At 52.9% G+C, this 26242-nt stretch carries 19 protein-coding genes; 6 read left to right on the top strand and 13 right to left on the bottom strand.

Going from position 1 to position 26242, the window contains the following annotated elements; translation table 11 throughout:
• Positions 1-2: 2 nt before the first annotated feature.
• Positions 3-437 carry a hypothetical protein gene (locus SH302x_RS22520; RefSeq protein ID WP_479365016.1) on the bottom strand — a complete coding sequence of 145 codons (435 nt, stop codon included), beginning with the start codon at positions 435-437 and terminating at the stop codon, positions 3-5.
• A 251-nt stretch (positions 438-688) separates the two neighbouring features.
• Here SH302x_RS22520 and SH302x_RS22515 point away from each other — a divergent pair, with 251 nt between their 5' ends.
• Positions 689-1267, top strand: a complete 579-nt coding sequence (locus tag SH302x_RS22515; RefSeq protein WP_479365015.1) for a hypothetical protein — start codon at positions 689-691, stop codon at positions 1265-1267.
• Positions 1268-1294: 27 nt separating this feature from the next.
• Positions 1295-3205, top strand: coding sequence for a DEAD/DEAH box helicase (locus tag SH302x_RS22510; protein ID WP_479365013.1), 1911 nt, complete (start codon positions 1295-1297; stop codon positions 3203-3205).
• Between the two features lie 34 nt (positions 3206-3239).
• On the opposite strand, the gene SH302x_RS22505 is transcribed toward SH302x_RS22510, so the two are convergent.
• From SH302x_RS22505 to SH302x_RS22470, 8 genes are all read right to left on the bottom strand, one after another.
• Entirely contained in the window at positions 3240-4712 is a 1473-nt protein-coding gene (locus SH302x_RS22505) for a DUF1501 domain-containing protein (protein ID WP_479365012.1), read from the bottom strand.
• A 17-nt stretch (positions 4713-4729) separates the two neighbouring features.
• Positions 4730-7615 (bottom strand): PSD1 and planctomycete cytochrome C domain-containing protein, encoded by a 2886-nt coding sequence (locus tag SH302x_RS22500; RefSeq protein ID WP_479365011.1) that lies wholly within the window; start codon positions 7613-7615, stop codon positions 4730-4732.
• Positions 7616-7801: 186 nt separating this feature from the next.
• Positions 7802-9949, bottom strand: a complete 2148-nt coding sequence (locus SH302x_RS22495) for an alpha/beta hydrolase family protein (protein ID WP_479365009.1) — start codon at positions 9947-9949, stop codon at positions 7802-7804.
• A 65-nt stretch (positions 9950-10014) separates the two neighbouring features.
• Complete coding sequence (locus tag SH302x_RS22490; protein WP_479365008.1) at positions 10015-10935, bottom strand: hypothetical protein; 921 nt, start codon at positions 10933-10935, stop codon at positions 10015-10017.
• A 66-nt stretch (positions 10936-11001) separates the two neighbouring features.
• Positions 11002-12519, bottom strand: a complete 1518-nt coding sequence (locus SH302x_RS22485) for an ankyrin repeat domain-containing protein (RefSeq protein WP_479365007.1) — start codon at positions 12517-12519, stop codon at positions 11002-11004.
• Positions 12509-13852 (bottom strand): DUF1552 domain-containing protein, encoded by a 1344-nt coding sequence (locus SH302x_RS22480; RefSeq protein WP_479365006.1) that lies wholly within the window; start codon positions 13850-13852, stop codon positions 12509-12511. The genes SH302x_RS22485 and SH302x_RS22480 overlap by 11 nt, the downstream gene beginning before the upstream one ends.
• A complete protein-coding gene (locus SH302x_RS22475; RefSeq protein ID WP_479365004.1) occupies positions 13849-16245 on the bottom strand; it encodes a DUF1592 domain-containing protein in 2397 nt (798 codons plus the stop codon). The genes SH302x_RS22480 and SH302x_RS22475 overlap by 4 nt, the downstream gene beginning before the upstream one ends.
• A gap of 193 nt (positions 16246-16438) precedes the next feature.
• Positions 16439-17446 carry an NADPH:quinone reductase gene (locus SH302x_RS22470; RefSeq protein ID WP_479365003.1) on the bottom strand — a complete coding sequence of 336 codons (1008 nt, stop codon included), beginning with the start codon at positions 17444-17446 and terminating at the stop codon, positions 16439-16441.
• A 99-nt stretch (positions 17447-17545) separates the two neighbouring features.
• Here SH302x_RS22470 and SH302x_RS22465 point away from each other — a divergent pair, with 99 nt between their 5' ends.
• A complete protein-coding gene (locus SH302x_RS22465) occupies positions 17546-18295 on the top strand; it encodes a lipoate--protein ligase family protein (RefSeq protein WP_479365002.1) in 750 nt (249 codons plus the stop codon).
• A gap of 123 nt (positions 18296-18418) precedes the next feature.
• Positions 18419-19222, top strand: coding sequence for a pyrroline-5-carboxylate reductase (proC, locus tag SH302x_RS22460; protein ID WP_479365001.1), 804 nt, complete (start codon positions 18419-18421; stop codon positions 19220-19222).
• A gap of 10 nt (positions 19223-19232) precedes the next feature.
• Here proC and SH302x_RS22455 read toward each other — a convergent pair whose 3' ends face one another.
• The 4 genes from SH302x_RS22455 to SH302x_RS22440 form a co-directional block, all read right to left on the bottom strand.
• Entirely contained in the window at positions 19233-20888 is a 1656-nt protein-coding gene (locus tag SH302x_RS22455) for a hypothetical protein (protein ID WP_479364999.1), read from the bottom strand.
• Positions 20889-20915: 27 nt separating this feature from the next.
• Positions 20916-22385, bottom strand: coding sequence for a secretin GspD/PilQ domain-containing protein (locus SH302x_RS22450; protein WP_479364997.1), 1470 nt, complete (start codon positions 22383-22385; stop codon positions 20916-20918).
• Between the two features lie 256 nt (positions 22386-22641).
• Complete coding sequence (locus SH302x_RS22445) at positions 22642-23169, bottom strand: hypothetical protein (protein ID WP_479364996.1); 528 nt, start codon at positions 23167-23169, stop codon at positions 22642-22644.
• Between the two features lie 15 nt (positions 23170-23184).
• Complete coding sequence (locus tag SH302x_RS22440; RefSeq protein WP_479364995.1) at positions 23185-23331, bottom strand: hypothetical protein; 147 nt, start codon at positions 23329-23331, stop codon at positions 23185-23187.
• Between the two features lie 387 nt (positions 23332-23718).
• Between SH302x_RS22440 and SH302x_RS22435 the strand changes: the two genes are divergently transcribed.
• Positions 23719-25233, top strand: coding sequence for a trypsin-like peptidase domain-containing protein (locus tag SH302x_RS22435; RefSeq protein ID WP_479364994.1), 1515 nt, complete (start codon positions 23719-23721; stop codon positions 25231-25233).
• A gap of 30 nt (positions 25234-25263) precedes the next feature.
• Entirely contained in the window at positions 25264-26241 is a 978-nt protein-coding gene (locus SH302x_RS22430) for a UDP-glucuronic acid decarboxylase family protein (RefSeq protein WP_479364993.1), read from the top strand.
• Position 26242: the final 1 nt, after the last annotated feature.

Here is a 26242-nt window from a genome sequence, read left to right as displayed (position 1 = left end):
AACTATTGCTGTACGGGAGTCGCATTCGTGCTGCTCAACTGGGCAAGCACTTGCAATACGCCATTTAAGTGAGCTAACCTTGGACCATATCGATCCACGAACTCGCTCAACACAAACTCGCCGTCCATCAAGTCCTCTTCGCTCTCTTCAATCTGTGAAGTGATCTGCTCAAGGAATGCGGACTGCACACGAGATAACGATTCAGCGGCGCGACGACACGACTTTGCCAAATATGGATTGGCGTCTCTCCATTGCTGTAACTCTTGGTTGCGTTGCTTCTGTGCCGCTTGATTAGCGGCCACAATCTGCTCCAACAATTTGTTCTGACGCTCTTGGCTCTGCAGCATTTGACGCAAAATTGCGACCATCGCCAAATTCACATCGGTGGTTTGAGCCCCCCCGCTGGATGGTTGAGCCGCAACGTCAATGCTGAACATCGGAGAAAACTGAGAAGAATCGTGCCCCACGGGAGTATCCTTTTGTCTTACGAATGTTTATCGCGGCTTCAAATGATTACGCCAGTATAGTCAAACTAACTAGCCCGTCGAGGGTTGTGGAAAATAGGCCATCTGCGCGAAGTGGGCTAGAGGGGGCATATTCGCTACCACCGGCAAATCCTATCAATCCCAACACACCTTTGGACCGAAGACACGTGTATCCCGGGCTACTTCATCCACTTTGCACAGCTATGAGCCAAGAGAAAACGCAAGATTGCTTCGCCTTTTTATCGGTTCGACACATCGATTCGGTCGGATTCTTTGGCGGGCTACTTACTATCAATGCACTCGGTCGACCTGTCGAATTCCATTGCTCATTACCTATCAAACCTTCACGAGCACAGACCATTCTTTACGGCGATACGCTGAACGACTTCTTAGTCGGCGAGCAAATTTCGTACGCGATTGTCAGCAAGATTCGCAATGCCCCCAAACTGATCTTCACCGATCTCCTCGCAGCTTTACCTTTGCGCCAAGTATGCTCCATACCAATGGCCTGTGTGCTCGAGGACGCTGACCAAGCAAAACTCGCTTCCAACACAACGAGCAATGCAATCGTCCTAAACAAGCCTACCAGTTCGTTGTCCCCAGCCACCCAACGATTTGAACTCGGCGATTCTCGTCTAGCCGTTTTGTGCGAGTTCCAAAAAGACATATCAACACTGCAGAATATTTGGCAGTCTTGCTCACCACAATTCAATTTGCACGAACCCTTCTTGCGAATCGTCGAAGCCCTCCGTGAAGCCAATCCCGTCAGCAAAGCGGCCTAAGTACTCCTCATCGATCGCGAGCACCTTATGGATAACCAGTCCCTCTCGCCGCAAGAACCACTGTCTTCGAACCAACCGGTGATCGTGAACGCAGTGGCTGTCGAGTCAAGCTACGAAGTCGAAGTCAACGAATTGTCGCACTGGCTCCATCACGGAACCTTGCGAGTGCTTCCCATTGCCATTAGTTCTCAATTGCCGAAATGCGTGAGCTTCCAATTCGCGGCAGCTTCCTCATGGCGTTCATCGAACAAAACTGAGCCGAGTAAAGAGTCCTCCAACACTCCCTCCGCAAACTCCTGCCCAGGCAATGCCGCACACGCAGAGCAGCAGCATGCTCCGAACAACGCCCCCCCCAATTCGTCTGCACAAGCCTCCAGCGGTCCAGGACATGATGCGGCTATCGCGTCAGAGGCCGCCAGCACCCCTAGTTCCAACCCGGTGCAACCTCGTGTTCCGATCGCTCCCAAAACAGCATCAAATTTAACCCGCATGCGCCCTCCCGGCGACTTAGTACGCCTCGAAGACCGATTGTTCTATGTGCTGCAACCGCCGCTGGAATCGATCGTAGCCACCGCAAAGCTAACCTTCCCATTCCAGCCCTTCCCCTACCAAATGGAAGGCATCGCATTCCTCTTCCCTCGCGCTGCCGCGATCCTGGCAGACGAAATGGGCCTAGGCAAAACCATGCAAGCGATCACTACGATTCGCATGCTACTGCTCGCTGGCGAAATCAACCGTGTACTGCTGATCTGCCCTAAGCCTTTAGTTACCAACTGGGTCCGTGAGTTCACGCAATGGGCTCCTGAAATTCCAGTCGCCGTAATCGAGGGTGACCAAGCGAAACGGTCGCTGGGCTGGCAACACCCAACCGCTCCTGTTCGAATCGCGAACTACGAACTGTTGATGCGTGACCATCATCTGCTAGATGAAGGCAACATGGAATTCGACCTCGTCGTGCTTGATGAAGCTCAACGCATCAAGAATCGTAACAGCTCAACCAGCGAGATTGTTCGGGCAATTCCACGCCAACGCTCTTGGGCATTGACCGGCACCCCCATCGAGAACTCCATCGAAGACCTCGTCAGTATCTTCGAGTTCCTTGCGCCAGGCTACCTGCGAGACGACATGCACTTGAAGAGCCTTGGCAAAGCCACCGCCGACTACATTCTGCGACGCACGAAAGATAAAGTGCTCACGGAAATGCCTCCCAAAATGTATCGCGACGCGGAGCTCGATCTCACCTCCGACCAATGGGCCAGCTACAAAATCGCGGAAGATGAAGGCGTCGTCCAACTCGCGGACATGAAGGAAGAACTAACCATCCAGCACGTCTTCGAATTGGTACTCCGCCTCAAGCAGATCTGCAATTTCGATCCCCAAACTGGTTCCAGCAGCAAACTGGAGCGCCTGGAAGCCGACTTGGAAGAAGTTGTCGCAAGCGGTCAGAAAGCTATCGTCTTCAGTCAGTGGGTCGACACACTCGACCGCATTAAATCCAAAATTATGCGATTCGGGCCGCTGGAATATCACGGTCGCATCCCATCCAAACATCGCGACAAGGTGATCGATCAATTCAAATCGGATCCATCCAAATCAGTTATCCTAATGAGCTATGGCGCAGGCGCAGTCGGCTTGAATCTGCAATTCTGCCACTACGTTTTCTTGTTTGATCGCTGGTGGAACCCAGCAGTCGAAGATCAAGCGATTAATAGAGCTCACCGCCTCGGCGTCAAGAGCCACGTAACTGTGACTCGCATGCTGACCTTAAACACCATCGAGCAACGCATTCACGCAGTACTCGAAGCCAAGCGCGAACTTTTCAACGAACTGTTTTCCCAAGCTGGCACTCCGCGAGATCTTAAGCTAAGCCAAAAGGAAATCTTCGGACTGTTCAACCTCAGCGTCCCAGACTTCAAACCGCATAGCAAAGCAGCTTGACGGAGCCTACGAAAAACGACCAATCAAAGCCATCCTAAACCAAAATATCCGTGATCACCTTGGCTGGTTTCACTCCAGTCAGTCGCTGATTCAGTCCTTGGTAAGGGAACGAATGCTTGTGATGGTCAATGCCCAGCAAGTGCAAGAGCGTCGCATGAAAGTCACGCAACTGCACGGGATTCTCGGCAGGCTTGTACCCCATCTCATCGGTCTCGCCGAAGGTAAAGCCGGGCTTCACACCTGCCCCCGCCATCCAGAAGGTGAACGCGTGCGGGTTATGATCTCGTCCGATATTTCGCATGGTTGTTCCACCGCGATTCTCGGCCATACTCGTGCGGCCAAACTCTCCGCCCCAAATGACTAACGTGTCTTCCAACATCCCGCGTTGATCCAGATCTTTAACCAAGGCGGCCATCGGCTTGTCGATCTCGGCGCATTTATCTTTAAAGCCTAAGTTCAACGCTTCGTTCTTGTCTGCTCCGTGCGAGTCCCAGCCCCAGTCGAATAACTGGATGTACCGCACGCCGCGCTCGGCTAATCGACGTGCCAACAAGCAATTGTTCGCAAAGCTCGTCTCGCCAGGCTTGGTACCATACAGCTCATGAATCGACTCTGGTTCTTGGTTGATATCCATCGCCTCGGGCACTGCCGTCTGCATTCGGAAGGCCATCTCGTACTGCGAAATCCGAGTGAGCGTTTCGGGATCGCCAAACGAATCGTAATTGATCTGATTCAATCGTTTCAAGGTGTCCAGTGCCGCTCGACGATCATTAGCGCTGACGCCCGCGGGATTCGCGACATTCAGTACTGGGTCGCCTTTGGAACGACATTGAACGCCTTGGTAAACTGAGGGCAAGAAGCCGCTGCTGTTGAGCGCATTACCGACGCGGGGGGGGCGTCCACCCGAGAGCAGTACTATGTAACCAGGTAGGTCTTCATTCTCAGTGCCAAGTCCCCAAGTCACCCACGATCCAATACTGGGATAGCCAATGCGAGCTTGTCCACAATGCACCATCAACTCCGCAGGTCCATGGTTGAATTGGTCGGTTTGCAGTGTCTTAATGAAACACACTTTGTCGACCACTTCACTGAAATGAGGCAAACGGTCAGAGACCCATGCTCCGCTTTCCCCATACTGCTTGAAAGGGTATTGCGGTCCCAGCATGCGAGGAACGCCTTTGATAAAAGCAAACCGTTCGCCGTCCAAGTACGATTGCGGACACTCTTGGCCGTTGTACTTCTCCAGCACGGGTCTGTAGTCGAACAATTCCAACTGGCTGGGGGCTCCTAGCATATGCAGGAAGATGACGCGTTTCACTTTCGCAGGAATATGCAACCCGGTCGTTCCCGCTGGTAAGCTTGGCGTATGACCGGCTTCTTTTCCCAGCGAAGATTGCGAGGCAAGCCAGATCGAGCCCAGAGCGGTCGTGCATCCCGATAAAAAATGCCGCCGTGTTTGATACTGGAGTGCTTCGTACTGAATTCGTTGTTGCAATGTTTGAAACATGGGTAGCAATCCTAGTCTTAATTCGTGAAAATTTCGTCGAGATTCAGCAGCACTATAGCCACCGACTCCATCGCTGTTTGTTGTTGAGCTTTCGCGGCAGCAGCAGTGGCTTCCGACTGCGTTACATCATCTACGTTAGCACTTGATCCAAGTTGATGTAGCTTCATCAACTCTTGCAATTCCAACTCCGACGGCTCGCGGCACGTGGCCATGATGAATCCAATCTTGATCTGTTGGCTCAATTCAGTCGCGCTGCTTAGCATGCGACTCGCTAGTGCTTCCGAAGCTTCGACGAACGTCGTGTCGTTTAAAGTCATCAGCGCCTGCAACGGTGTGTTGGAACGAAGTCGGCGCGACGAGCAAAACTCACGGGACGGCGCATCAAAGGAGGCCATCACCGGCAGCGGAATCGAACGTTTGGTGTAACTGTATATCGTGCGGCGATAGCGATCGGGATCACCTTTGGGAGGTGTCTTCCAAGGTTCACCGCCCTGGAAAGGTTGCCACACACCTTCAGGTAGTGGCGGATGGCTTGGCGTTCCATACATTCGTTCGCTTAGCAACCCCGAAATAGCGAGAGCTTGGTCGCGAACGGTCTCCGCGGGCAAACGAACGCGTGGTCCTCGCGCGAGCAAGCGATTGCTTGCATCGATCTCTAACAGTTCCTGCGATGCATACGACGATTGGCGATAAGTCGCACTCAATACCAACTCTCGCAGCAACGATTTGACACTCCAACGCATCTCCTCGGCAAACCGCGCCGAAAGATCGTCCAATAACATCGGATGGCTAGGCGTCTCACCTGAGGAACCAAAGTCCTCTTGAGTTTCCACCAAGCCGACGCCAAACAATTGTGCCCAAAAACGATTTACTGCCACCCTCGCAGTCAGTGGATTTTCCGCACTGCCGATCCATTTGGCAAAATCCAATCGACTCGGCGTCGTATCGCACTTCAACGGTGGCATAAATTGAGGAGTGTTCGGTTGCACCAAATCCGATTTCGCCAGAAAATCCCCGCGATCGAAAACTGCAGTCGGTCTCGCTAGGTCGGTAGGTCGCTGGCGCATGACGGGAAGCGTAACTGTTTTGATCTGTCGAAAGCGTTCTTTTAGTTCTTTGATTTTTGCGTGTCGATCGACTCGTTCCGATGATTCCCACCACTGAGTAAACTGCGTATCGTCACTGATGTCGATTCGACCACGATTGGCCACCAGAGGAAACGAATCCAAATCAAACACGTTCTGGCTGATAGAAATTTCCAACCTCGCGTGCTCGGGAACGACGACCGGTTGAGCCAAAACGAAAGCGGCACTGCGTGGATGGTTCATTCTCGCAAATGCCCCAAAGCCACTTTGCGATCGAGCATTTAAGCTTGATTGAGGATCCATCGGCGGGGACAACTCGTCGCCAATCACATAAGCGAACTGCAAAGCGATCGGCTCCCCTTCCTCAGGCAACAATAGCCCTTCAAAGTAAGAAATCACAAAACCTACTTCGGAATCCAGAAGTGCTTTCTCAATGTCTTGTGGTAAGCCGGTAAATCGAACGGCCGTCAATGTGCTAACTCCAGCAGGCACCGCCGCCGTCACGGTCAATTTGGTATCGCGAGCGACGGTTCCCTCGGTTCTAAACTCATCAACGCCATCGGTTTGTGCTACCACATACTTGGTCGAATTGGACGAGTTGACGGCAATGCCTTGCAGCGGTTTCCATTTGCTGTTGTCTCTCAGGAGCGGTTGGGACGAAGCCCAATCCTCGCGATTCCATTGCTCCAATTGCTTGGTCAGTTCAGTCGCCGCGGGATAATCTTTCTCGTCAATCGGGACGCGAATGAACGGCGCATCATCGGTCAGATCCCAATCGTCCGTGTTATTGAAGAACGCGACCGATTTATAGTACTCGTCGTGTTGAATTGGATCATAAGGATGCGAATGGCATTGTACGCAACCGAACGTGAGACCTTGCCATGTCTGCCAAGTCGTGTTCACTCGATCCAATACCGCTTCGACACGAAACTGTTCATCATCGGTACCTCCTTCTTCATTGGTCTGCGTCAATCGATGGCAGGCCGTTGCGACTAAATCATCCAAGGATGGGTCAGGCAACAGATCTCCAGCTAATTGCTTGACGGTAAATTCGTCGTATGGCATGTCCTCGTTAAATGCTTTGATGACCCAGTCGCGGTATTTCCACATATCGCGTCGACCATCTTGCCCCAAGCCACGAGAGTCAGCGTATCGAACCGCATCCAACCACATGCTGGCCCAGCGTTCGCCAAAATGTTTTGAAGCTAGCAGCCGATCGACGACTACTGCATAAGCCGCCTCTTTGTCTTGCTGAATATCGGCAAGGAACTCAGTTCGCTCATCCAAGGTTGGGGGAACGCCAATCAAGTCGATTGTCACACGTCGCAGCCATTGCTCTGCGGTCGCTTCTTTCGCAGGCGAAAGCTTCGCTAGCCGCAATTGCTCCAAGATGAACGGATCGATCCGAGTGCGGCTCCACTGGTCATTTTCGATCTGCGGAGGTTGTGATTTTTGAGGACGTACGAAAGCCCAATGCTCGCCCCACTCCGCTCCTGCTTCGATCCATTGGGTGATCAGAGCGATCTCTTTTTCGTTCAAGCGGCGGCCATGCTCAGGCGGCGGCATGCGTTCTTCTTCATCCGGCGTGGTGACTCGCTCCAGAAGATAGGAATCCTCTGGGCTACCCGGTTCGATGGTCGCAATCGCTTGATCACGGTACACAAAGCTCACGTCGCCCGCCTGTTTCACTCCACCATGACAAGCAACACAATGCAGATTCAAGATTGGGCGGATATCGCGGTTGAAGTCAACAGATTGAGCCTTTGCGACTTGAAACGCGACGCACAACAGCGGCAAGCACAGTAGTCTTTGGAACATGGGTTCGGAATAATGAAAAGAAGCAGCTTAAGGGCTATCCGATAGCCACAAAACGTCCTTTCATTCTAACCGAAAACGACCTCGTGACAGCCACCGATAATTTCAAAATACGGACAAAGATTGCTCCTTCGCCGCTAAAGGATCGCAAATCATCGCTACTTTTCCATGGAAATAGCCGTTGAAAACCTACTCCAGTTGAGCCGCTGGTTTCAAGTTCCATTTCTCATCGAAAAAGTCGGCATCAGCAATTCGGCCGGGCCACTTGCTGTCGGGAGCAACCGTCAAGTCGACAATGGCCCAATCCGGTAGTTTCGGGACTTGCCTGGCGTTGTTCAAATAGTCGTACTCGCGATAAGTAAAACTGCTATTGAGCACCACGTAGCGACGCGGATTCAGTGGATTGGGATAAATCATCACCGGTGCGTGTGACTTTGAAGCAAACTTACGGTCTCCCACCAAGATCTGGTCAGCTTGCCACTTGATCGGCAGTTGGTCGGCGATCTTGCCCAACGTAGGGTTGCTTTGTGGATCTCCCCACAAGATCAAATTGTAATTGGCGATATCCTCGGGTTTCAGGTCTTCGGATGCTTTCACCCTCACATCGCCACGCATTTGAAGATGCCACTGCTTCACCGCGCGTTGCATTTCCGAATCCACCCAGCGGTCGACTTCGGGATGTGCGCCGGCCATACTTGGTTTAACGAAAAGGAATGGCGTCATGAGTGCATCATCGATTGGCCCTTGCAAATTGTGCCGCTTGGCAAGCTCGCTCGACACGACCTCGATTGGTGATACTTGTTCCCACGCGTCGCCGACTCGACGCAAACGAACTCCCCACGAACCATCCGAACGAGGGAGGGGCGAGAACTTTGTTAGACCATTGGTACCATGATGGGGTGGATACCAAGCAGTGAAGCCTTCTGTGCTGTCTTCATTGAAGACATAGAGCGTTCTAAGCGTAAAGGGCACTTGATCTGCCGGAATGTCAATCGTTAAATCGGTCACGTTGCTAGCAGCTAGCTTCAACCAAGTCTGATCCGAATTCACTTCCGCTCGAACCGTCGCTGGCGACCAGTGTTCCCCCAGGCCGTTGAGCGTCAACCAATGAGCTGAGTTGTACTTCAATGTACTGGTGGTAAAGGTCAGTTTACTTTGAAAGCCCCGATTTGCACCGGCTGCATCCGCGGCGGCCAAACGACGCTCGACTTCCACTCTCGCAGTCGGATCAAATTTGTGCGCGACGTTGGGTGCGATGACATGCGTTAGCTCAAAGCGCTCGTCTTCGGGCAAGTTCCAGCTCGCAGCGGCCATTACATCGGCTGCTTGCTTCTGACGATCAATCTCGCCGCTGTAGGCAACCGTTGGCAGCATTCGCAAGTTACGAACCCAGTGCGGACAGTCATACATCTGCCACAATTTTTGCTCGTACCACGCTGGCTTTAAATCTTCTGTTTGAAAGACCCGCAGGAATTCGGGCGTTTCAGAAAAGCCCGCTCCAGGATTCGCAGCGAACCATCGATCCGGATAATGAACCGCCAAATGCCAAGCGGCAGCCCCCCCCATGGAGAAACCGCGAATGGCAATCCGTTGTGGATCAATGGGGTATTGCCGCATTGCATGATCAATAACCTCCAGTGTATCGACTTCGCCTGCCAGCTTGTTCGCATTGCAGTACCTACCAAACGGATGAATCATCATCACGCCAGGCTCAGGCACCGGCTCAGCGTTGGTCATGCGAGTTGCCAGGAACTGCAGTTCCAACCCCTTCTCACTGCGGCCACGACACCACACGTCGGCTCGAAGCAACTTATCTTGACTGGCTTCCACTTGTTTCGATCGAGAACTTTGCAAATTATTCCCCATGACAATGCCGTACGGTTGGATCGAACCGTCTAGGTTCGATCGAAAGCCTCGGACCGTCATACTGTTTTGTGTTAAAGCGGTCCAAGGATGGTTGCCTTCGGCGAGCTCGTTCGCTCGATACAGCCCTTCGCTCAGCAACATTTTGGCACGGTCTAAATCGCGAGACTCGTAAAAGCCGTCTTCGTTTAAAGCTATCTCAACGGCTTTGACAAAGATCTCAACATCAGGCCCGTAAGCTTCGATCAGGGGCCGATTACCCAGCTTGCGTAACTCCGTCAGCTTGGCTTTCAACTGCGATAAGTCCGCTTGTAATGAGTCTCGTTCCGCTTGAGTGATCGCCATACCGGGCGGTGGAATGGGTCGTACGGATGCGACTTGATTATCAGCAGGACCATCCGCCAAACATTTTGTCAGAGCAGGGAAAGCAGTGACAAACATGGCTGCAAAAAAAACTGCACAGGGACACTTCATGATGAACGACTCGTAAAAGCGATTAAAAAGCATTGGTAATGCAAGGCCAGCGGACAGTCAGAAGCTTATGGACCAATGTACTCTTTGGCGATTACGACATTGTCAAAGTAAACGATACCGACACTTTGCTTGGTCCAACGATCGGTAATGTAGCTTTCGAGTGTAAAGGCATTGGCAAAGAGCGTAGGGCTCGTGCGCCAATTGATACCGGTCCAATGCCCTCGCAACTCACCGTCAATCCAGTACGCTTGCTGCCCGTCGTCTTGGCCAGGCGTATTGTGGATGATCATCATTTCGACACAAATCCACTTGTCACGTTCAATGTTGGGCTGGGATTCAGGACGAAAGCCGTTGCCCCAGTACTTACCGTCGGGGCTGGCATTCATGGTGTGCCAATAACTATAAAAGTTCCATTGTCCCGGCGGCGTCCACTGGCCCCAATTCCCCCAAGGCTCGATGGCAGTTGAGAACCGCTCGTCGCCTTTAGGCAATAAGCCCGCGCCGCCAAAGCCGCTCCAACGCTCGCTGCCCTGCAACGATTTGTTGGCTCGCAGAGTGCAGAAGTGGTGCACGTAATCGCAATTGGCATCGAACTTGGTATAGAAACGGATAAAGAGCTTGTCCGATGACTCAAACCACTTAGTGAAACCGCCGCCAGTATTTTTCTCAAGCGTGGCTGTTACTTTCAGCGAATGTTTGCCAAGCCGATCGAGGGCCGCTGATTCATCGACCAGCGAGAGCACTTCGCCTCCTGGATTGCCGGTCTCATCCCACTTCTTCCCCATCGCTCCGGATTCAAAGTTATCCGCAAAGATCACCGCCGGATGACTTTCGATCTTGTCATCGCCAGGAAACTTGGCCGCGAGCCCATCGCCACTGGGCAGGTCACTGCCTGTGACTAAGGAAATGGCTGGTGGCAACTGCGCAAGGGAAAGGGCCGTTAGCTGAATCGATAAAAAGATCGCAGCAGAGATTCGAAAAACCATCAATCAGTCTCAAGGGGTTGAAGGACCAAGGCGGAACAGAAAAAGCGTTGTTGAGATCAAGTATATCTATGGATGTGAGCGGTTGCCCTGCAAAGCTTGTTCGAGGGCGGCGATCGTTTCCGGGGACGGCTTGAACGAGCCAGGTCGCTTGCCCTGGGCGATGTGAATTGGAGTCCTTCCCCAGCGGTTGGGTTGATTCCAAATCTCTGGATCAGCACCTTGCTGTGCGATGAATGCCACCGTTTCAGGGTAGTTACGATAAGCGGCACCATGCATCGCTGTTTCACCGTTCTTATCTTTGGCATTGATATCCAACCCCAAGGAAAGCAGCAGCCGGATCGCGGCTTGCACTTCCGCTTCATCGCCGGGTTCTTCGCCAACTGCCAACACACCGGTGCCAGCACAAGCGATTATTGCATTGGTGCCATCGTCATTGACGATGGTCGGGTCGGCTCCCATCTTGAGCAGCGTTTTCATCAGCGGAAGGTCGGCCGTTTTCGACGCAAACAGAAAAGGCGTCGCACCTGCGGGATTCACCTTCGCTTGCCCACCTGAGCCGGACGTCAATTGGCAGTTCACATTTGCACCGGCTCGAACCATCTCTTCGACAAACTGCAGGCTGGTAAGGTGGCCGCTGCCGCGCGGTTCAGGGTCGCCGTCCACGCCGTCTCCCAAGGCGGCTCGTCGCACCCAAGACAATGCATGCAGAGGAGTATAACCGCTGCGTTGGTCATTCGGATCGGCTCCTCGCTGCACAAGCTTCACTGCTAATTCAAAATGTGCACTCTCGACAGCCAACATCAAAGCGGTCATGCCCTTGCGAGGAGCTCGGCCCGATGTATTGCGAGGCTCCATCGCTTCGTCAATCGCCGCACCAGCATCGATCAACGCCATAGCGGCATTGATCTGGCCTTCGCGAGCAGCAAATCGAAGTGCATTGTAACCCGAGGGTAGAGTCTTATCTCGGTCAGCTCCTGCCGCTAGAAGTTGATTAACTACCTCACTGTGCCCAGCGGCCGCGGCCCACATCAGCGCGGTTTGCCCCTTGCCATCCGCAGCGTTGGGGTCAGCAGAACTCGCGAGCAACAGTTCTACCAAATCCGGCTTTCCCAACCGCGAGGCAATCATCAAAGGTGTTTCACCGCTACCAATTTTCTTATTGACTGCGGCCTGCGATTTCAAGAGAACTCTCGCCGTCTCGGTAAGTCCGCTGGCGCAAGCAATCGCTAAAGGCGTGATCCCGTATTCCGTTTCTGCATCGGGAATCGCTCCCGTTTGCAAACACAGCTTTACCACCTTCAAGCTATCGCGATAACAGGCCCAGTGCAGCACGGTCATGCCGTCGGGGCCGCGCAATTGGGTCAAGCCGGGGTCGGCTGCCAACATCGTAGCAACTTGCGGCCACTGACCACTTTCCGCCAGCTTCAAAATGTCGCTGGCGTGGGTTGTCGAAGGCGACACCTGCTGCGCTGGCGATCGCTCCAGCATGATACAGCACCAGCAGAACACCGCGATGCGCCCGAAAGTTGTAAGCCAGCTTGAATGAATCATCGCTTGAGCCCGCTGGTGTAAGTTAGACTTCATTGAACAACGCCGCGACCTCTCCATCGCTGTCCGCGAACGAGTCAAGTTGCATCCCGATCTTGTTCAACAGCGTTAAGTGCAAGTTAGCCAATGGTGTGACTTCATCAAATCGCAAATGGCGACCGCCATTCATGTTTCCAGCGGCCCCGCCAGCGACCAGAATTGGCAAGTTCGTGTGGTCATGTGCGTCGCCATCGCCCATGCCACTGCCGTACATATACAGAGAGTGATCCAGCAGTGTTCCACCTGCTTCTGGAATGGAGTCTAGCTTTTTCAAGAAGTCTGCAAACAGCGAAACATGGAACTGGTTGATCTTAGCGACCTTCTCCAGTTTCTCTTTGCTGCCGCCGTGGTGCGTGATGGGATGATGTGGGTCGGGAACTCCAATTTCCGGATAAGTTCGCGTGCTCGCCTCTCGCGCCAATTGGAAAGTCACGACGCGTGTAATGTCCCCTTGGAATGCAATCGCTTGCAAGTCGAACATCAGCCGCGCATGGTCGGCATATGCCGCAGGCACTCCCACCGGTCGATCGAGATCAGGCAACGGGTTGGCGTCAATGTTCGCTTCCGCAGCTTGTATGCGACGTTCGACCTCTCGGATACTTTCAAAATAATCGTCCAATCGATTGCGATCGTCGGCACCTAAGTCAATGGACAGTCGCTTCAATTCTTCCGTGACGCTATCCAGCAAGCTGGCTCGCGCTTGCATCGCCTGTCGACGGTCCTGATTTGACCCGCCTTCGCCAAACAGCGTTTCGAATACCAAACGCGGGTGCGCTTCCGATGGCAACGGTGTGGTGGGTGAAGCCCACGATAAGTTGTTCTGATATACACAAGCGTAGCCGTTATCGCACTGGCCAACGGTTGTTAGTAGATCCATCGCTAACTCCAGCGAGGGCACTTGGCAATCTTTCCCTAGATGCTTGGCGGCTATTTGGTCAACGGTCACACCCAGAAAGTAATCAGAACTCTCCGTCCTTTTCGCTCGTGCAGCACTTAAGAACGCAGCGTTCGAGGTCGCGTGGGAACCGGGATAGGCATTCTGCAATTCCATCCCCGAAATGACAGTCACCTGCCGCTTGACCGGCTCCAAGGAATTCAGTGCAAAGGGCAATTGCTCCAGCGAATCTTGGCTGGGCGTCCACGTTGCAGGATTAAAGCCCATCGGTACATAAACATAGCCTAACCGTTTGAGTCGCGACGGATCGGCAACCGTCTTGGCGGTAGCCGTCATAGCTGGCACCATGGCATTGAGCAGCGGCAACGCAAACGCGACACCTGCTCCTCGTAACAACGTACGACGTGGTAATGCTTTTGGAGTTCCAAACATCATTGGGCCTCGTGGGGGTAGGGGAGTAAGGATCGCATTTGGAAAGGTTCACTGTAGACGATGGCTTGAATCAAAGCAGAGAAACGATGGTTTTGCCGTTCCGATTGACGAACGATCTTGCGAATGGCTGGGCCATCGTGGGCTTCCACGCCACGGCCCAAGGCAAAGGTCAGCAATTTTTCAGCCAGCGTCGTGACGAACAGCGTTTGATGATGAAGGATAGCCGCCTCCAAATCATCCACCGACGCAACAGGGGTCCCATCCGGCAAAACTCCCGTCGCATCGATCGCCAACTCGTCCTCGTAGACACGCCAACGGCCGATTGCATCATAGTTCTCCAAGGCAAAGCCAATCGGGTCCATCAGGTCATGACAAACCGCACAAGCTTCGTTTTCACGGTGGACGGCCAAGCGTTCGCGAACCGAAAGCGATTCTGCGTCTTGCTTTTCTTTCAAAGCGGGCACATTCGGAGGAGGCGGAGGGGGGGGCGTGCCAAGGATGTTTTCCAAGATCCAGTTGCCGCGAATGGTTGGAGAAGTTCGCGTTGCATAAGAAGTTACCGTCAGTATGCTGCCATGCCGCAGTAAGCCTCCGCGATGCATGGAAGGGGCCAACGCAACTTCGCGAAAATGACTGCCTAGCACCCCTGGAATGCCATAGTGCTTGGCCAGTCGCTGGTTCAAGTAGGTCGTTTTTGAACTAAGCAAATCCACTACACTGCGATCTTCTCGTATCATCGCTTCGAAGGCCAACAAAGTCTCCTTTCGAAACGCTTCGCGTAGGTTATGGTCGAAGTCTGGAAACAGACGCATATCCGGCTGAATCGAATCCAAATTCTTTAGGTACAGCCATTGTGATGCGAAGTTTTCTGTCAATGCAGAGGCTCTCGGATCCTGCAGCATTCTTGTGATTTGCTGGTTGAGCACCTCTTGGTCACGCAAAGATTTCGCTTCGGCAAACTGCAGCAATTCATCGTCAGGCAAACTGCTCCACAAGAAGAATGAAAGCCGTGAGGCAAGCTCCAGATCGCTGATCGATGCGACCGTGCTGTCTGCTGTAGATTGGCTTTCTTTTTCAATGCGGAACAAGAAATTTGGATTAACCAGGATCGCCGTTAGTGCGGCTTCGAGCCCTGCTTCGAAGTTGTGCTGGCTTCCGTAGGCTTCCTGAAAGAACTTCAATGGCTGTTGCAAGTCCGCTTCCAGGATAGGGCGACGGTAGGCGATTCGCATCAAACGGGACAGAATCTGTCGAGCCACTTTCGGCGCATCGGCGTGTTCTATCGCTTCAGTGTTCACGATATCACCGAATATGCGCCGATGACTCTCGGCGTTGCTACCGGGAACTGGCTCAAATGGCCCTACCATCGATAATTCGAAGATGGCTGGTGATTGGCGAGGGTGTCGATGTCGATTAAAGCTCGCGTCAAACGGCTGGCGTTTGATTTCCAGCAAAGCATTGGAAGTATTGGGAAAGGTAACGCCAATCTCGTGCAAGCCGGCTGGGATGTCTAAACGCACAATCAAGTTTGCATCGACCAGCGTGTAGTCATCTTTGATTTTCGGAGGCTCGACTACAAAACGATGCTTGATTTGGCGATCGACCAAAAGATGGATCTCGTGCTTGCGAGTGAGCCCTTCGACCATTTCATCGCGGTCGCGAGCCAACTTGATTTGGAATTCATACTTACCTGCAAGCGTGAAATACTGTTTGACCAGAACACCGCCACGCGTCCCCAGAGGCAGTCCGGCCACATGCTCCTCTTGCGTTTGATCGGCTGGCACCCGCACGTTTAAGCCGAAGGGGACCCGCTGGACGCTGGCCACCGCATGGCGCGAAATCTGTTGAGCGGCTGTCAAATAACGATTGATCAACGTCGGTGACAGTCCACCGACGGTGATGTTGTCAAACCCATGGCTGCTTTGATCTTCGGGCAGCCATTGGGCGACATCGAAATCGATGCCGAGCAAATCTGCGATGGTGCGACGGTACTCGGTTCTGGTCAAGCGTCGGAGAGTAGGTGTACGGCCAGGGTTGGGGAAGCGCTGGGCGAGTTGATCGAGCTCTTGGTCCAGACCGCTGATGAACTGCTGGTACTCCGCTTCCGTCGGCCGCGTTGCATCCACTGGTGGCATCTGACGAGCTTGCAAGCGTTTGATAATCTTTTCCCAAGCGGTCGTGTCGACAGGGGATGAAGAATCCAATTGGGGCAGTTGAGCAAGGTCGAAATCCCCGGACGCTTGGCTGCCTACGTGGCAATCCGAACAATACTGTTGCAGCTTGTGTGATAAACGAAGTTCTGTAGAGTCAGCCTCGTTGTCGTCGGCGCAAGCGCAAGCGGCGAGTGCTGGCAGCAAAACCACAAGGCTGAACAAGTGCAAGATTGCAAGCTTCATGGAGCGTTGGTGATTTCGCAAGAGGAAGGGACAGAAAAGCCTGGATCGCGATTCCAGGCCGTTGATGGCGGGAGCCCCTATTGTAGCGGCAAAGGAGCCGCCGAACTACGCTGAGATGGGTCCAAAGCGAAAATTTTGCTCCTCAATTGGCTTGGCCCCAGTAGAACCGGCAGGTTTGGCCAGAGCCGAAACGCTAGACCGAAAGCACAATCTTGCCTGACAGCTCATTGGTCAGACCAACGGTTGACGCTTGCTGCAAGCGATGGCCCTCGGCCGCTTGGCTAAGTGGCAAAACGCGGTCAATGCGAGCTTGAAGACGTTTCGTACTCAGCAGTTCGTTGATGCGATCAGCACACCGTCGTTGCTCATCAGGACTGGCCTTGAACATGACAAACCCAAGCAGCGAACATCCCTTGACGTAAAACGGCCCGACGGGGAATTCAGGGCGGGCATCTCTGCCAGCCATTAAGACCATGCATCCTCGCTCGCTCATGATCGCAACGGCTTGATCGAAGTCCGGCGTGCGCATAGTTTCCCAAAAGACGTTTACGCCGGCGGGTGCAACGGCTTGCACGGCAGCGACAACGTCTTCGTTTTTGTACTGGATCACATGCGCAGCACCTAACGCTTGGCATATTTCTGCTTTCTCTGGACTGCCTGCGGAGGCGATCACATGGGCACCGGCTGCGGCAGCCATCTGCACGACCATCGAACCTACGCCGCCAGAACCACCGCGCACAAAGATGCTCTCATCGGGCTGCAACATGGCATGCTCGAATAACCCGAGCTGAGCGGTAATGCCCACTAGCGCGCAGGCCGCGACCTCTTCATCGCTGACGTTGTCGGGGGTTGCATACAGCCAGTCGGCGTCGACGGCAATCAGTTCCGCAAATGCACCTTGGCGGCCCATGAGCCCTTGGTTGCTGCCCCAAACACGGACTCCAGGTTGCAAGAAGCCAAATTTATTTTGATCTACTCCCTCGCCGACTTGGACCACTTCGCCTGCGAAATCCGAACCTATGATGAATGGGAATGTGAGTGGCCAATAGTTGGCGCCGTTGCGAATATAAGTGTCAATCGGATTGATTGCGACTTTGCGAACACGCACCAAAACCTGTTGGGCACCGAGGATGGGATCGGGAAGTTCTCCGAAGTTGATCTTTTCAGGACCGCCGGTTTCCTTGATAAATGCAGCCTTCATAATGTTGATCCTTAAATGGTGTGGGACATCGGTTCTTCGCCGCATCAGTTTACTTGTTTTCGCCGCATTCATCAGCCCCACTACGCAAGGCCACAGTTCATGTACTTTTGGAATTTCTCCAGCGATCACGCCGCAAAAAACCTGGCGTACGATGAAGCAATGCTGGACGTTGTCGAAGAACTGGCCGAGAATAGCGGTTTCCCAGCTTGCGAAACGCTGCGCGTGTGGGATATGCCATGTTACAGCGTGATCCTTGGGCGTTCGTCGATGGCCGACCAAGAAGCCAATCGACCGAACTGCGATGCATTTGATGTTCCAATTCTTCGCCGCTGCTCTGGAGGCTCAACCATCCTGGCGGGTGCTGGTTGTTTAATGTATTCCGCCGTGCTGTCGATCGACCACAGGCCAGAGTTGGCCATGATTGACAATGCGCATAACTATGTGATGGACAAACTCTTGGTCGCCACTACCGCTTGTGGTGTTGAAGCAAAACGCGAAGGCATCTGCGACCTGACTTATGAAGGTAAAAAGTTCTCAGGGAACGCGTTGCGATTGAAGCGGCATGCGGTGCTGTATCATGGCACGCTGCTCTACAGTATGGATATTGCGCTGGTGGAAAAGTTGCTCGGTCAGCCCGCTCGTCAGCCCGAGTATCGCCACGGTCGCAGCCACGGCGATTTCATCACCAACATTCCCGTCAGCCGCGGTGAAATAGTCAGACAACTGCGGGTCGCTTTTGCGGCTGATGAGGATTGGGCTTTATTTCCTAGCAAATCACAAGTGGAATCCAAAGCGGTCCAATTATTAGATTCACGATATGTCCAACCGGAATGGAATTATGCAAGATAAACACACGTTCCTGATGCGGCCTCTGGTTCCATCAACATCCGGGCGGTGTATATATAGGGTATGCGACCACTGCGGGATGTGACACATGACCAAACTTAGATATCGAAGTAGAACCAACGACAAATGAGCGACAAACTGGGATTTCTTGGCGCTGGCCAAATGGCAACCGCATTGGCATCCGGAGCGGTTTCGGGCCAGTTGATCGATGCTTCCGATTTATGCTTTTGCGATCCCGTGCCAGCGCAGTTGCAAAAAATGCGCGAGCTGTTTCCAGGTTGCCAAGTAACATCCGAAGCGGCTGATCTGTTCGCGGCCAGCAAACGGATCTTGCTGGCTGTTAAGCCGCAAGTGTTGCCTAGTATCGCGGCGAAGATCGCTCCTGCTCTCACCAAAGAACACACGCTGATTTCGATAGCCGCGGGAATCTCCTTGGCCAAACTTCAATCTTGGTTTCGTGTTGCCAACGTGATCCGCGTCATGCCCAACACGCCCGCACAAGTGGCGAGCGGCGTCAGCGCTTTGGCTTCGGATTTACCAGCGGATCATGCGGAGTTGCAAGCCACCTCGCGACTCTTTGGAACCGTCGGCAAAGTTGTGCATGTCAGCGACGCTCAAATGGATGCAGTGACTGGTTTGTCAGGTTCTGGCCCAGCTTACATCTTGTTGATCATCGAAGCCCTTATCGATGCCGGTGTCGCCAACGGGCTCGCTCGCAATATAGCTACTACCTTAGCGGTGCAGACTGTCTTGGGGACAGCGCAAATGGTACAGCAATCCAATTTGCATCCTGCGGTTTTAAAAGATCAAGTCACGTCTCCCGGCGGCACTACTATTGCAGGACTGCGAGTCTTGGAAGCGCAAGGCGTGCGTTCGGCGTTGATCGAAGCGGTCACGCGAGCCACGCAGCGCAGCGTTGAGTTGGGCTGAAAGCGATTTGCTATTTGCTGACAGGAATGCTTGGCGCATTCTCGCCGACTTGGATCAGTTGCTTATTCTTCACCGGCTCGCCGCTACCGAAGACTTCGCAGTGTAGTTCATAGTTGCCAGGTGGCAGCATTTGCTGCAATGGGAAGTCCAAATCCAAAGAGGAATTGGGCTCCAGCCAGCGGCCAAATCCAGCGACAATGGACCAGCGTTGTCCTGCTTCCGACAAGATAGTGAGCTTCGCATTAACGGGCACATGCGATTCACCTTGATTATGTACAGTCGTTCGAAACATCGGTCGATCTGGCTGCATGACCCAGCGCAGGGCTTCAAGTTGCAATTTAGGCTGTTCTAATTTCTCGTAGATAACGGCCAGGGGTACATGCCCGCTGCGATCGAATGCTTCGCCATCCGTGCGGCTGACAACAGCTAGCTTGCCATAAATCACTTTGGACGACGGTTCACGGTTGCTGCGCAAGCTAGATGAAATTCGACGCCGACTGTTAGGAGCTAAAGTAAACGTGTCAGGCTGAATCATTACATCAGGTATCGGAGCGCCTTGGTCATCTATGGCACTGACCGTGATGGTTTGAGCGCGGTTGCCCGAGTTGATGAACTCCAACATCGAGCGACGTTGTCCACCGCGTACTTGAGAAAGTTCGATTTGACCAGGCGATAGCGAGAGTCGCTGGCCAACTGAAGCAGTCTTCACCTCTTGAGCTGGGAAACGCATGGAATCGACTTGGATCGGGACGGTGATGCGCCGCACCATGCGGTTGTTGACCATCAATTCCAAGTCCACGTTGTACTCTCCTGAAGGCACACCTTCATCAATAGGAGCCACCATGCGAACCGCAGACTTCGGAAACAGTCGACCTACATAGCGGCTGTCATCACCCAACGGTGCACGGACGGGCATCACCAGCTTCATACGGTTGAAGGAGCGATCGGTGGGAGAACTGTACAGCCTGGCATTGATAGAGAATTCAAACGCAGAGGTTGAATCATTTTTGACGATGGCCATGAGTCGCGGCAAGCCATCAATCGAGACAATATTGACATCGGCGATTTGAAGCACCGTGGCCGCTTCTCCGGGTACCCCTTGCACGTCCAAGTCAACTCTCACGATGTACTGCGTCACAAAGTGGATGCCAGCTTTGGTTTGGTTTGCGGCGGTTTGCCCCCCGGCATTGCTTCCTTGTCCCAGTTCGCGAATCATGATGCCCAAGGAATAAAAATCGGTGTTGCCTCCGGGAACGCGAATCACCCCTTCGATAAAATAAGGTGTGTCCCTTTTGACACGCTCCATCCCCGTGCGACTTAACTGTAATATTTCCTGGTCTGGCTTACCTTCCACGTGCAGGACTTTGCCATCAAGGTCTTGCTTGAGCGTAATAGGCAGAATTTCAATGTCCGCATCGCGGCTAGAGGATTCGACCATAAAGCGGAAGGGGATAACCTCGCCGCGACGCCCCGAGACGCGCTGGACAAGAGGTTCGACCCGGAAAGAGGGTTTGAAGGTTTCTTGAACCGTCACCGATATACGGGAATCCTGCGCACGCAGAGATTCATACGGAAGCACCACCAGGATCAACAACAGCAGCACTTGGCACGTTGGCCAACGCAGGGAGAGAAACAGTTGTCGATTGAGAGTGATCGTCGATTGCATTACGTCTTTATCCGATTTGCCAAAGGTTTATTCGCTAATTTCAAGCGGTACAATTCGGGGTGAAATGAAGATTGCCACTTCGGCTTCTTGCTCTTGTTGGTCTACGGTTCGAAAGAGATTTCCGACCAATGGAATGTCGCCCAAGAAGGGGACTTTGTTTACTCGATCAATCGTTTGGCGCTGAACCAAGCCGCCGATAACAATCGTCTGCCCGTCGTTGACATCGACATTGGTTGTGACCACGCGACGGTTGATGATCGGGTAAGGACTCAGCGCTAGATTGCTGGCCGTTTCGTTGGAACGGATGTCTTCGCTGACCTCTGCCTTGCTAATCTCGACCGAAACGCGATTGCCACGAACGCGAGGTGTAATATCTAGGCTGATGCCTGCTTCGACTTTTTGTACGTCTTGTCGAAACAGCACGTTCGCATTGGATGGCTGAAGACTAAAGAACGTCTCTCGATTGATAGAAATAGTTGCTTTCTCACTGTCCTTAGTCGTCACGCGCGGGGCTGCCCGAATCGAGACGTAACCTTCCTGTGCTAACAAGCGAATGAAGGCGCTGGTGACTGCGAAATCGGAAAAGGCATTCTGAGCACTTCGCCCGCTGCCACTGCCCGAAAAGGCGAGCCCGCTGATGCCAAGACGCATGGAATCGAGCCCTTCGACTTGAACAACATGATTCCAATCAACACCGAAACGAAAGCCTTTGTCAGGCGCACTTACGCAAACGATCGCCTCCAGTTCGACTTGCTGTACCGGTTGATCCAACTCACGCAGTCGATTCAATATCTCTTCGCTCGCATTCTTGGGAGCATCGATCACAATCAAATTACGATGATCGGAAACTTGAAAGTATCGCGTCGTGCGCCTAGGCAACAATTCAACCAACTCGGTCGCCTTATGGTATTTCGGAGCGTAGCTGGTCCGAGTGCTGATATATCGAAACAGTGGAGAGTCAGGGTTTGGAGGGGCGATGATATAAGTACCATCGTTTTTCGCGTACTCCAGCCCCAGCGGCAGCAGGATTTTTTGCAGCGCTTGCTCGAAGGGCTCGTTTTGAATCTGAGCCGAAGTGACTCCGCCAATGGTGTCGTCAATGACAACCGAATCGCCGGTATACGAAGCAAGAATCTGAATCGCTTCTCGAATATCGGTCTGCTCAAAAAGCTCCGATATCAGCGCGTTGGTATTCACCGGCTGTTGAAAGTTAGCCAACTCAACCTGATCCGTAATGCTAGCTCGTGTTCCCAGTGGCAAGTTCAAGGGGACTGGGACCGGTAGCATCTCTTCGGACAATGCCGCCGGAGCCGTGTTAGAGTTCGGCTTGTCGAGAATCATTGAGGCGGAAGAGCCGACCATTTCATCGCACTGAACATTGCGGAACTCACGGTTGGCCGAAGCGCGTACGGCTTCGCTGTATAGTTCTTCTACCGATTGCTTGCGTATTTCATGTCGACGCGCGCACCCACTTAAATCGCTTAATAAAGCAAGCATGAGCAAGCAGTGAATCGCGCGCTGGATCAAGGAACAACCTCACCAACCAAGTGACCGGTGTCGGCGACTTGATTTTGAACCGCTTCCGCCGCATCGGGTTAGTTTGCAAAACCGATTAAAATGGCGGAAGAATATGGCTCCTGTATCCAAATGCATCGGAAGTCCGCAAGAGAGATCTTCGGAATTCCGAACAACCGCTCATTTAACGGACTTGCGCACAGTTAGCCAGCTAAAGAAGTGGCTGTTAGCTTGCAATTTAGTTTGCAACAACAGTTCCGACAACGGTCATATTATAGTCGCCCGCAGCGAAGACACCGTACTCGTCGGTGATGAAGGTGACCGTCAAATTGAAGGTAGCATTGCCTGCATCATCGGAGGCGCCGACCACAGACGCTTCTTCGTCCGAACTTGCGAAATCAGTTTGGTCAGTGGCAGTTGTCACGGTCCATTGGCCCGGCCCGGAGGTAGCACCTAACGCAAGGTCTAGACGAGCGTCTCGCTTATAGGCGTTGTTGGTTGAGTGAACGAAAGCTGTCGCGGTCGAGAAAGTCACCGTGACGCCCGCTGCGGCGTTAGCGGAAACCTGCCACGCCTGAGGAGCAAACGCTTGAGCCGCACTGGTCTCATCGTGCGTGATCGTTTGCGCTGACGGCGCAATGATGGTAAGTGTCTCTGGTACAGTCACGGTGTTTTGCTGGGAATCGTTATCCGCAGCCATGGCAACGTTGCTGAACGCCAACAAAGCAAGCGCGATTTTGGCGAATGATAGTTTGATGATCTTCATCTGTGAAAACTCCAGTTAAGTTCCCTGCAAGAACCATTGTTGTTTGGGTTGAACTCGCTGCGAGTGAGCAGATTTGCCTGCATTCGACTTGGCGATGCGAAACCATAGCGCAAGGCTCCGAATTAGCAAAGCGATTTCGGTAAATCGCAGTTCGATTCCCATTCTTGCCTCCTACAAGCCGCACAACCCCACCAAGCGGATGACCGCAAGTGTGCGAATGACTGCAAACAGTAGATACTCGGCCGCGATTGGCCTGCCATTAAAGCACACAGGAAGTTTGTCCATTTCGCACAACACCGCAGTAGCCTGACGCTTTCAGGCTACGGCAGTTACCCTTATCGCAATACGAGGCTGCAGATTCGGGGGGATAGGCAAGAGTGGTCGTTTATTCCCACGCAATTTTCGGCGGTCATGAGTCAGGCAAGGACTGGCCGATGCTAGGACAGTTGTTACCGCACTTTGACTTTGTGTAACCAGCGTAATGGCCGGTTCATGCAGAGCAGATATTGCGGTCGAAAATGGCTGAACCCTGAACAAGACCTATCACGCATGAGTTCACTACGCGACCAGGGAAAAGTCCGACGCCTTCTTCCCTCGGTAGGTATGGCGATCGCAAGTATTTTAGCGGTCCAACCAACACTGTCGCAGACCAGCCGTGCGGACGATTTTGTTTTTTCGAATTCCAGCCAAGATGTGCTGCCAGTTCTACCCTACTCGGTAAATCTAGAGGGCAGTGATCGATTAGCCCACCGCCGCTCGCCCATTGTAGTGGCGATCGAACGCGCTGAAGCGGCCGTCGTCAACATTCAAGGCAACAAAACAATTTCCACCACCACGACTGGTGCAGGGACCGTCAAACAAGAAGTCAGCGGGATGGGCACGGGCGTCATCATTGACCCACGTGGATACATCATCACCAACCTGCATGTCGTGCAGGATGTCCCCAAGATCGAGGTCACTTTGCCCAATGGCAAGTCGTCGATCGCTCGGATGTTGAATTACGATCTCGATACCGATTTAGCATTGATCAAAGTCGATGCCAACGAAGATTTACCTGTGATACCATTCGGCACCAGCCACGATCTATACCGCGGGGAGACCGTCATTGCGATTGGTAACCCGTTCGGTTACCAAAACACAGTCACCGTCGGTGTTGTCTCGGCGCTGCATCGCGATGTTCCAGTGAATGGGTCTCAGGAATATCGCGACTTGATTCAAACCAGCGCGGACATTAACCCCGGCAACTCTGGTGGCCCGCTTTTGAATGTCAATGGTGAGGTTATCGGGATCAACGTGGCTGTTCGTGTTGGTGCCCAAGGGATCGGCTTCGCGATTCCTATCGACCAAGCAGTGGAAGTGATGGCGAAACTAGCTGCGGCCAATCGTGATGAGCCAATCGACCACGGCATCGAACTAGAACGCTTCTTTGATGAACATACTGTCCGCTGGAAAGTTAAGAATGTTCGCTTCAACGAGGTCCAACTCACCTCCAGTCGCAGAACGGAAACCGCTAGCAGCCTCAAGCAACCAGGGGACAGCAATGTCCATCGAGGGGATATTTTGTTGGCGGTGGCTGATAGCAAGGCTCCAGCTCGCTTAGCATTAGAACTGGCGTTGCTGGGCCGCAGTAGTGGCGATCGATTAGAAGTGCGATTGCAGCGTGATGGAAAAGTTGTCACTGAGACTGTGGAGCTGACTCAAACCGGTTCCAGTGTTTTGCCAAAACAAAATATGGCCATTGAATCGGAACTTGCCTGGAAGCAATTAGGTTTGCGGTTGGTCGAGGTCAACGCAGACGCGGTCCGCACCTCCTCTGAATCGTACCAGGGTGGCTTAAGGATCACAGAGATACGCCCAAATTCCCCCGCAGCACAGCAAAAGCTTGCCGTTGGTGACACCATCGTCGGGATCTTGAACTGGCAAACGCCCAATTGGAAGGCCTTGAATTGGGTTTTATCCAATAACGACCTCGAACGTTTGCCGACCACGAAGTTTTACATTGTCCGCAATCAGCGTCCTTTCTACGTTCCATTAGCCGTAGGACAATCGTCTAGTTTGCGTTAGACTGGCGAGAAATTCTTTAGGAGCTCTCGCATGGCAAGAATCGAACGGATCGTTGTAACCGGTGGCGCAGGTTTTTTAGGTTCGCATCTTTGCGAACGGCTCATTGCTCAAGGCCATGATGTTATCTGTCTTGATAACTTCTTTACCAGCCAAAAATCGAACGTCGAACACCTGTTGAAGTATCCGAACTTTGAGTTGATTCGTCACGACGTCACGTTGCCAATCTTTCTTGAAGTCGACCAAATCTATCATTTGGCTTGTCCAGCAGCTCCAGGTCACTATCAATACAATCCCATCAAGACCATTAAGACTTCGGTCCAGGGCTCGATCAATATGCTCGGCATGGCGAAGCGTTGCCGTGCAAAGATCTTGCTGGCCAGCACGAGCGAAATCTATGGTGACCCCCAAGTGCATCCGCAGGTGGAGTCCTACTGGGGCAACGTGAATCCTATCGGCATCCGTTCTTGCTACGACGAAGGCAAACGCGTTGCCGAAACGTTGTTCATGGATTACTTCCGATCCAACAAGGTGAATATCCGCATTGTGCGAATCTTCAATACCTATGGTCCGCGAATGCACCCCTACGATGGTCGCGTCGTTTCTACCTTTATTCGACAAGCGTTGACGAATCAACCGATTACCATTTTCGGTGAAGGAGAGCAGACGCGTTCATTCTGCTATCGCGATGATTTGATTGAGGGTTTCATTCGGTTGATGAACGGTCCCGATAGTTTTATAGGGCCGGTCAATATCGGCAATCCGGACGAATTCACGATTGGTGAACTTGCCCAGCAGGTTTTGAAGTTGACTGGTTCGAAGAGCGTTCTAGAGAAGCGACCTTTGCCACCGGACGATCCCACTCGACGCCAGCCGGACATCACATTGGCGCGTAAGCACCTTGGTTGGCAACCGACGATTCCACTGGAAGTGGGGTTGGCCAAAACGATTGAGTGGTTCCGCTCAATCGATCTGACCAACTATCGTCCGCCAACGCCGAACTACACTTAGA

It is taken from the genome of Njordella calcicola (genome assembly GCF_056494125.1).
The sequence above is the reverse complement of the archived record's forward strand: the minus strand, read 5'-3'. Positions and strand labels throughout refer to the sequence as shown.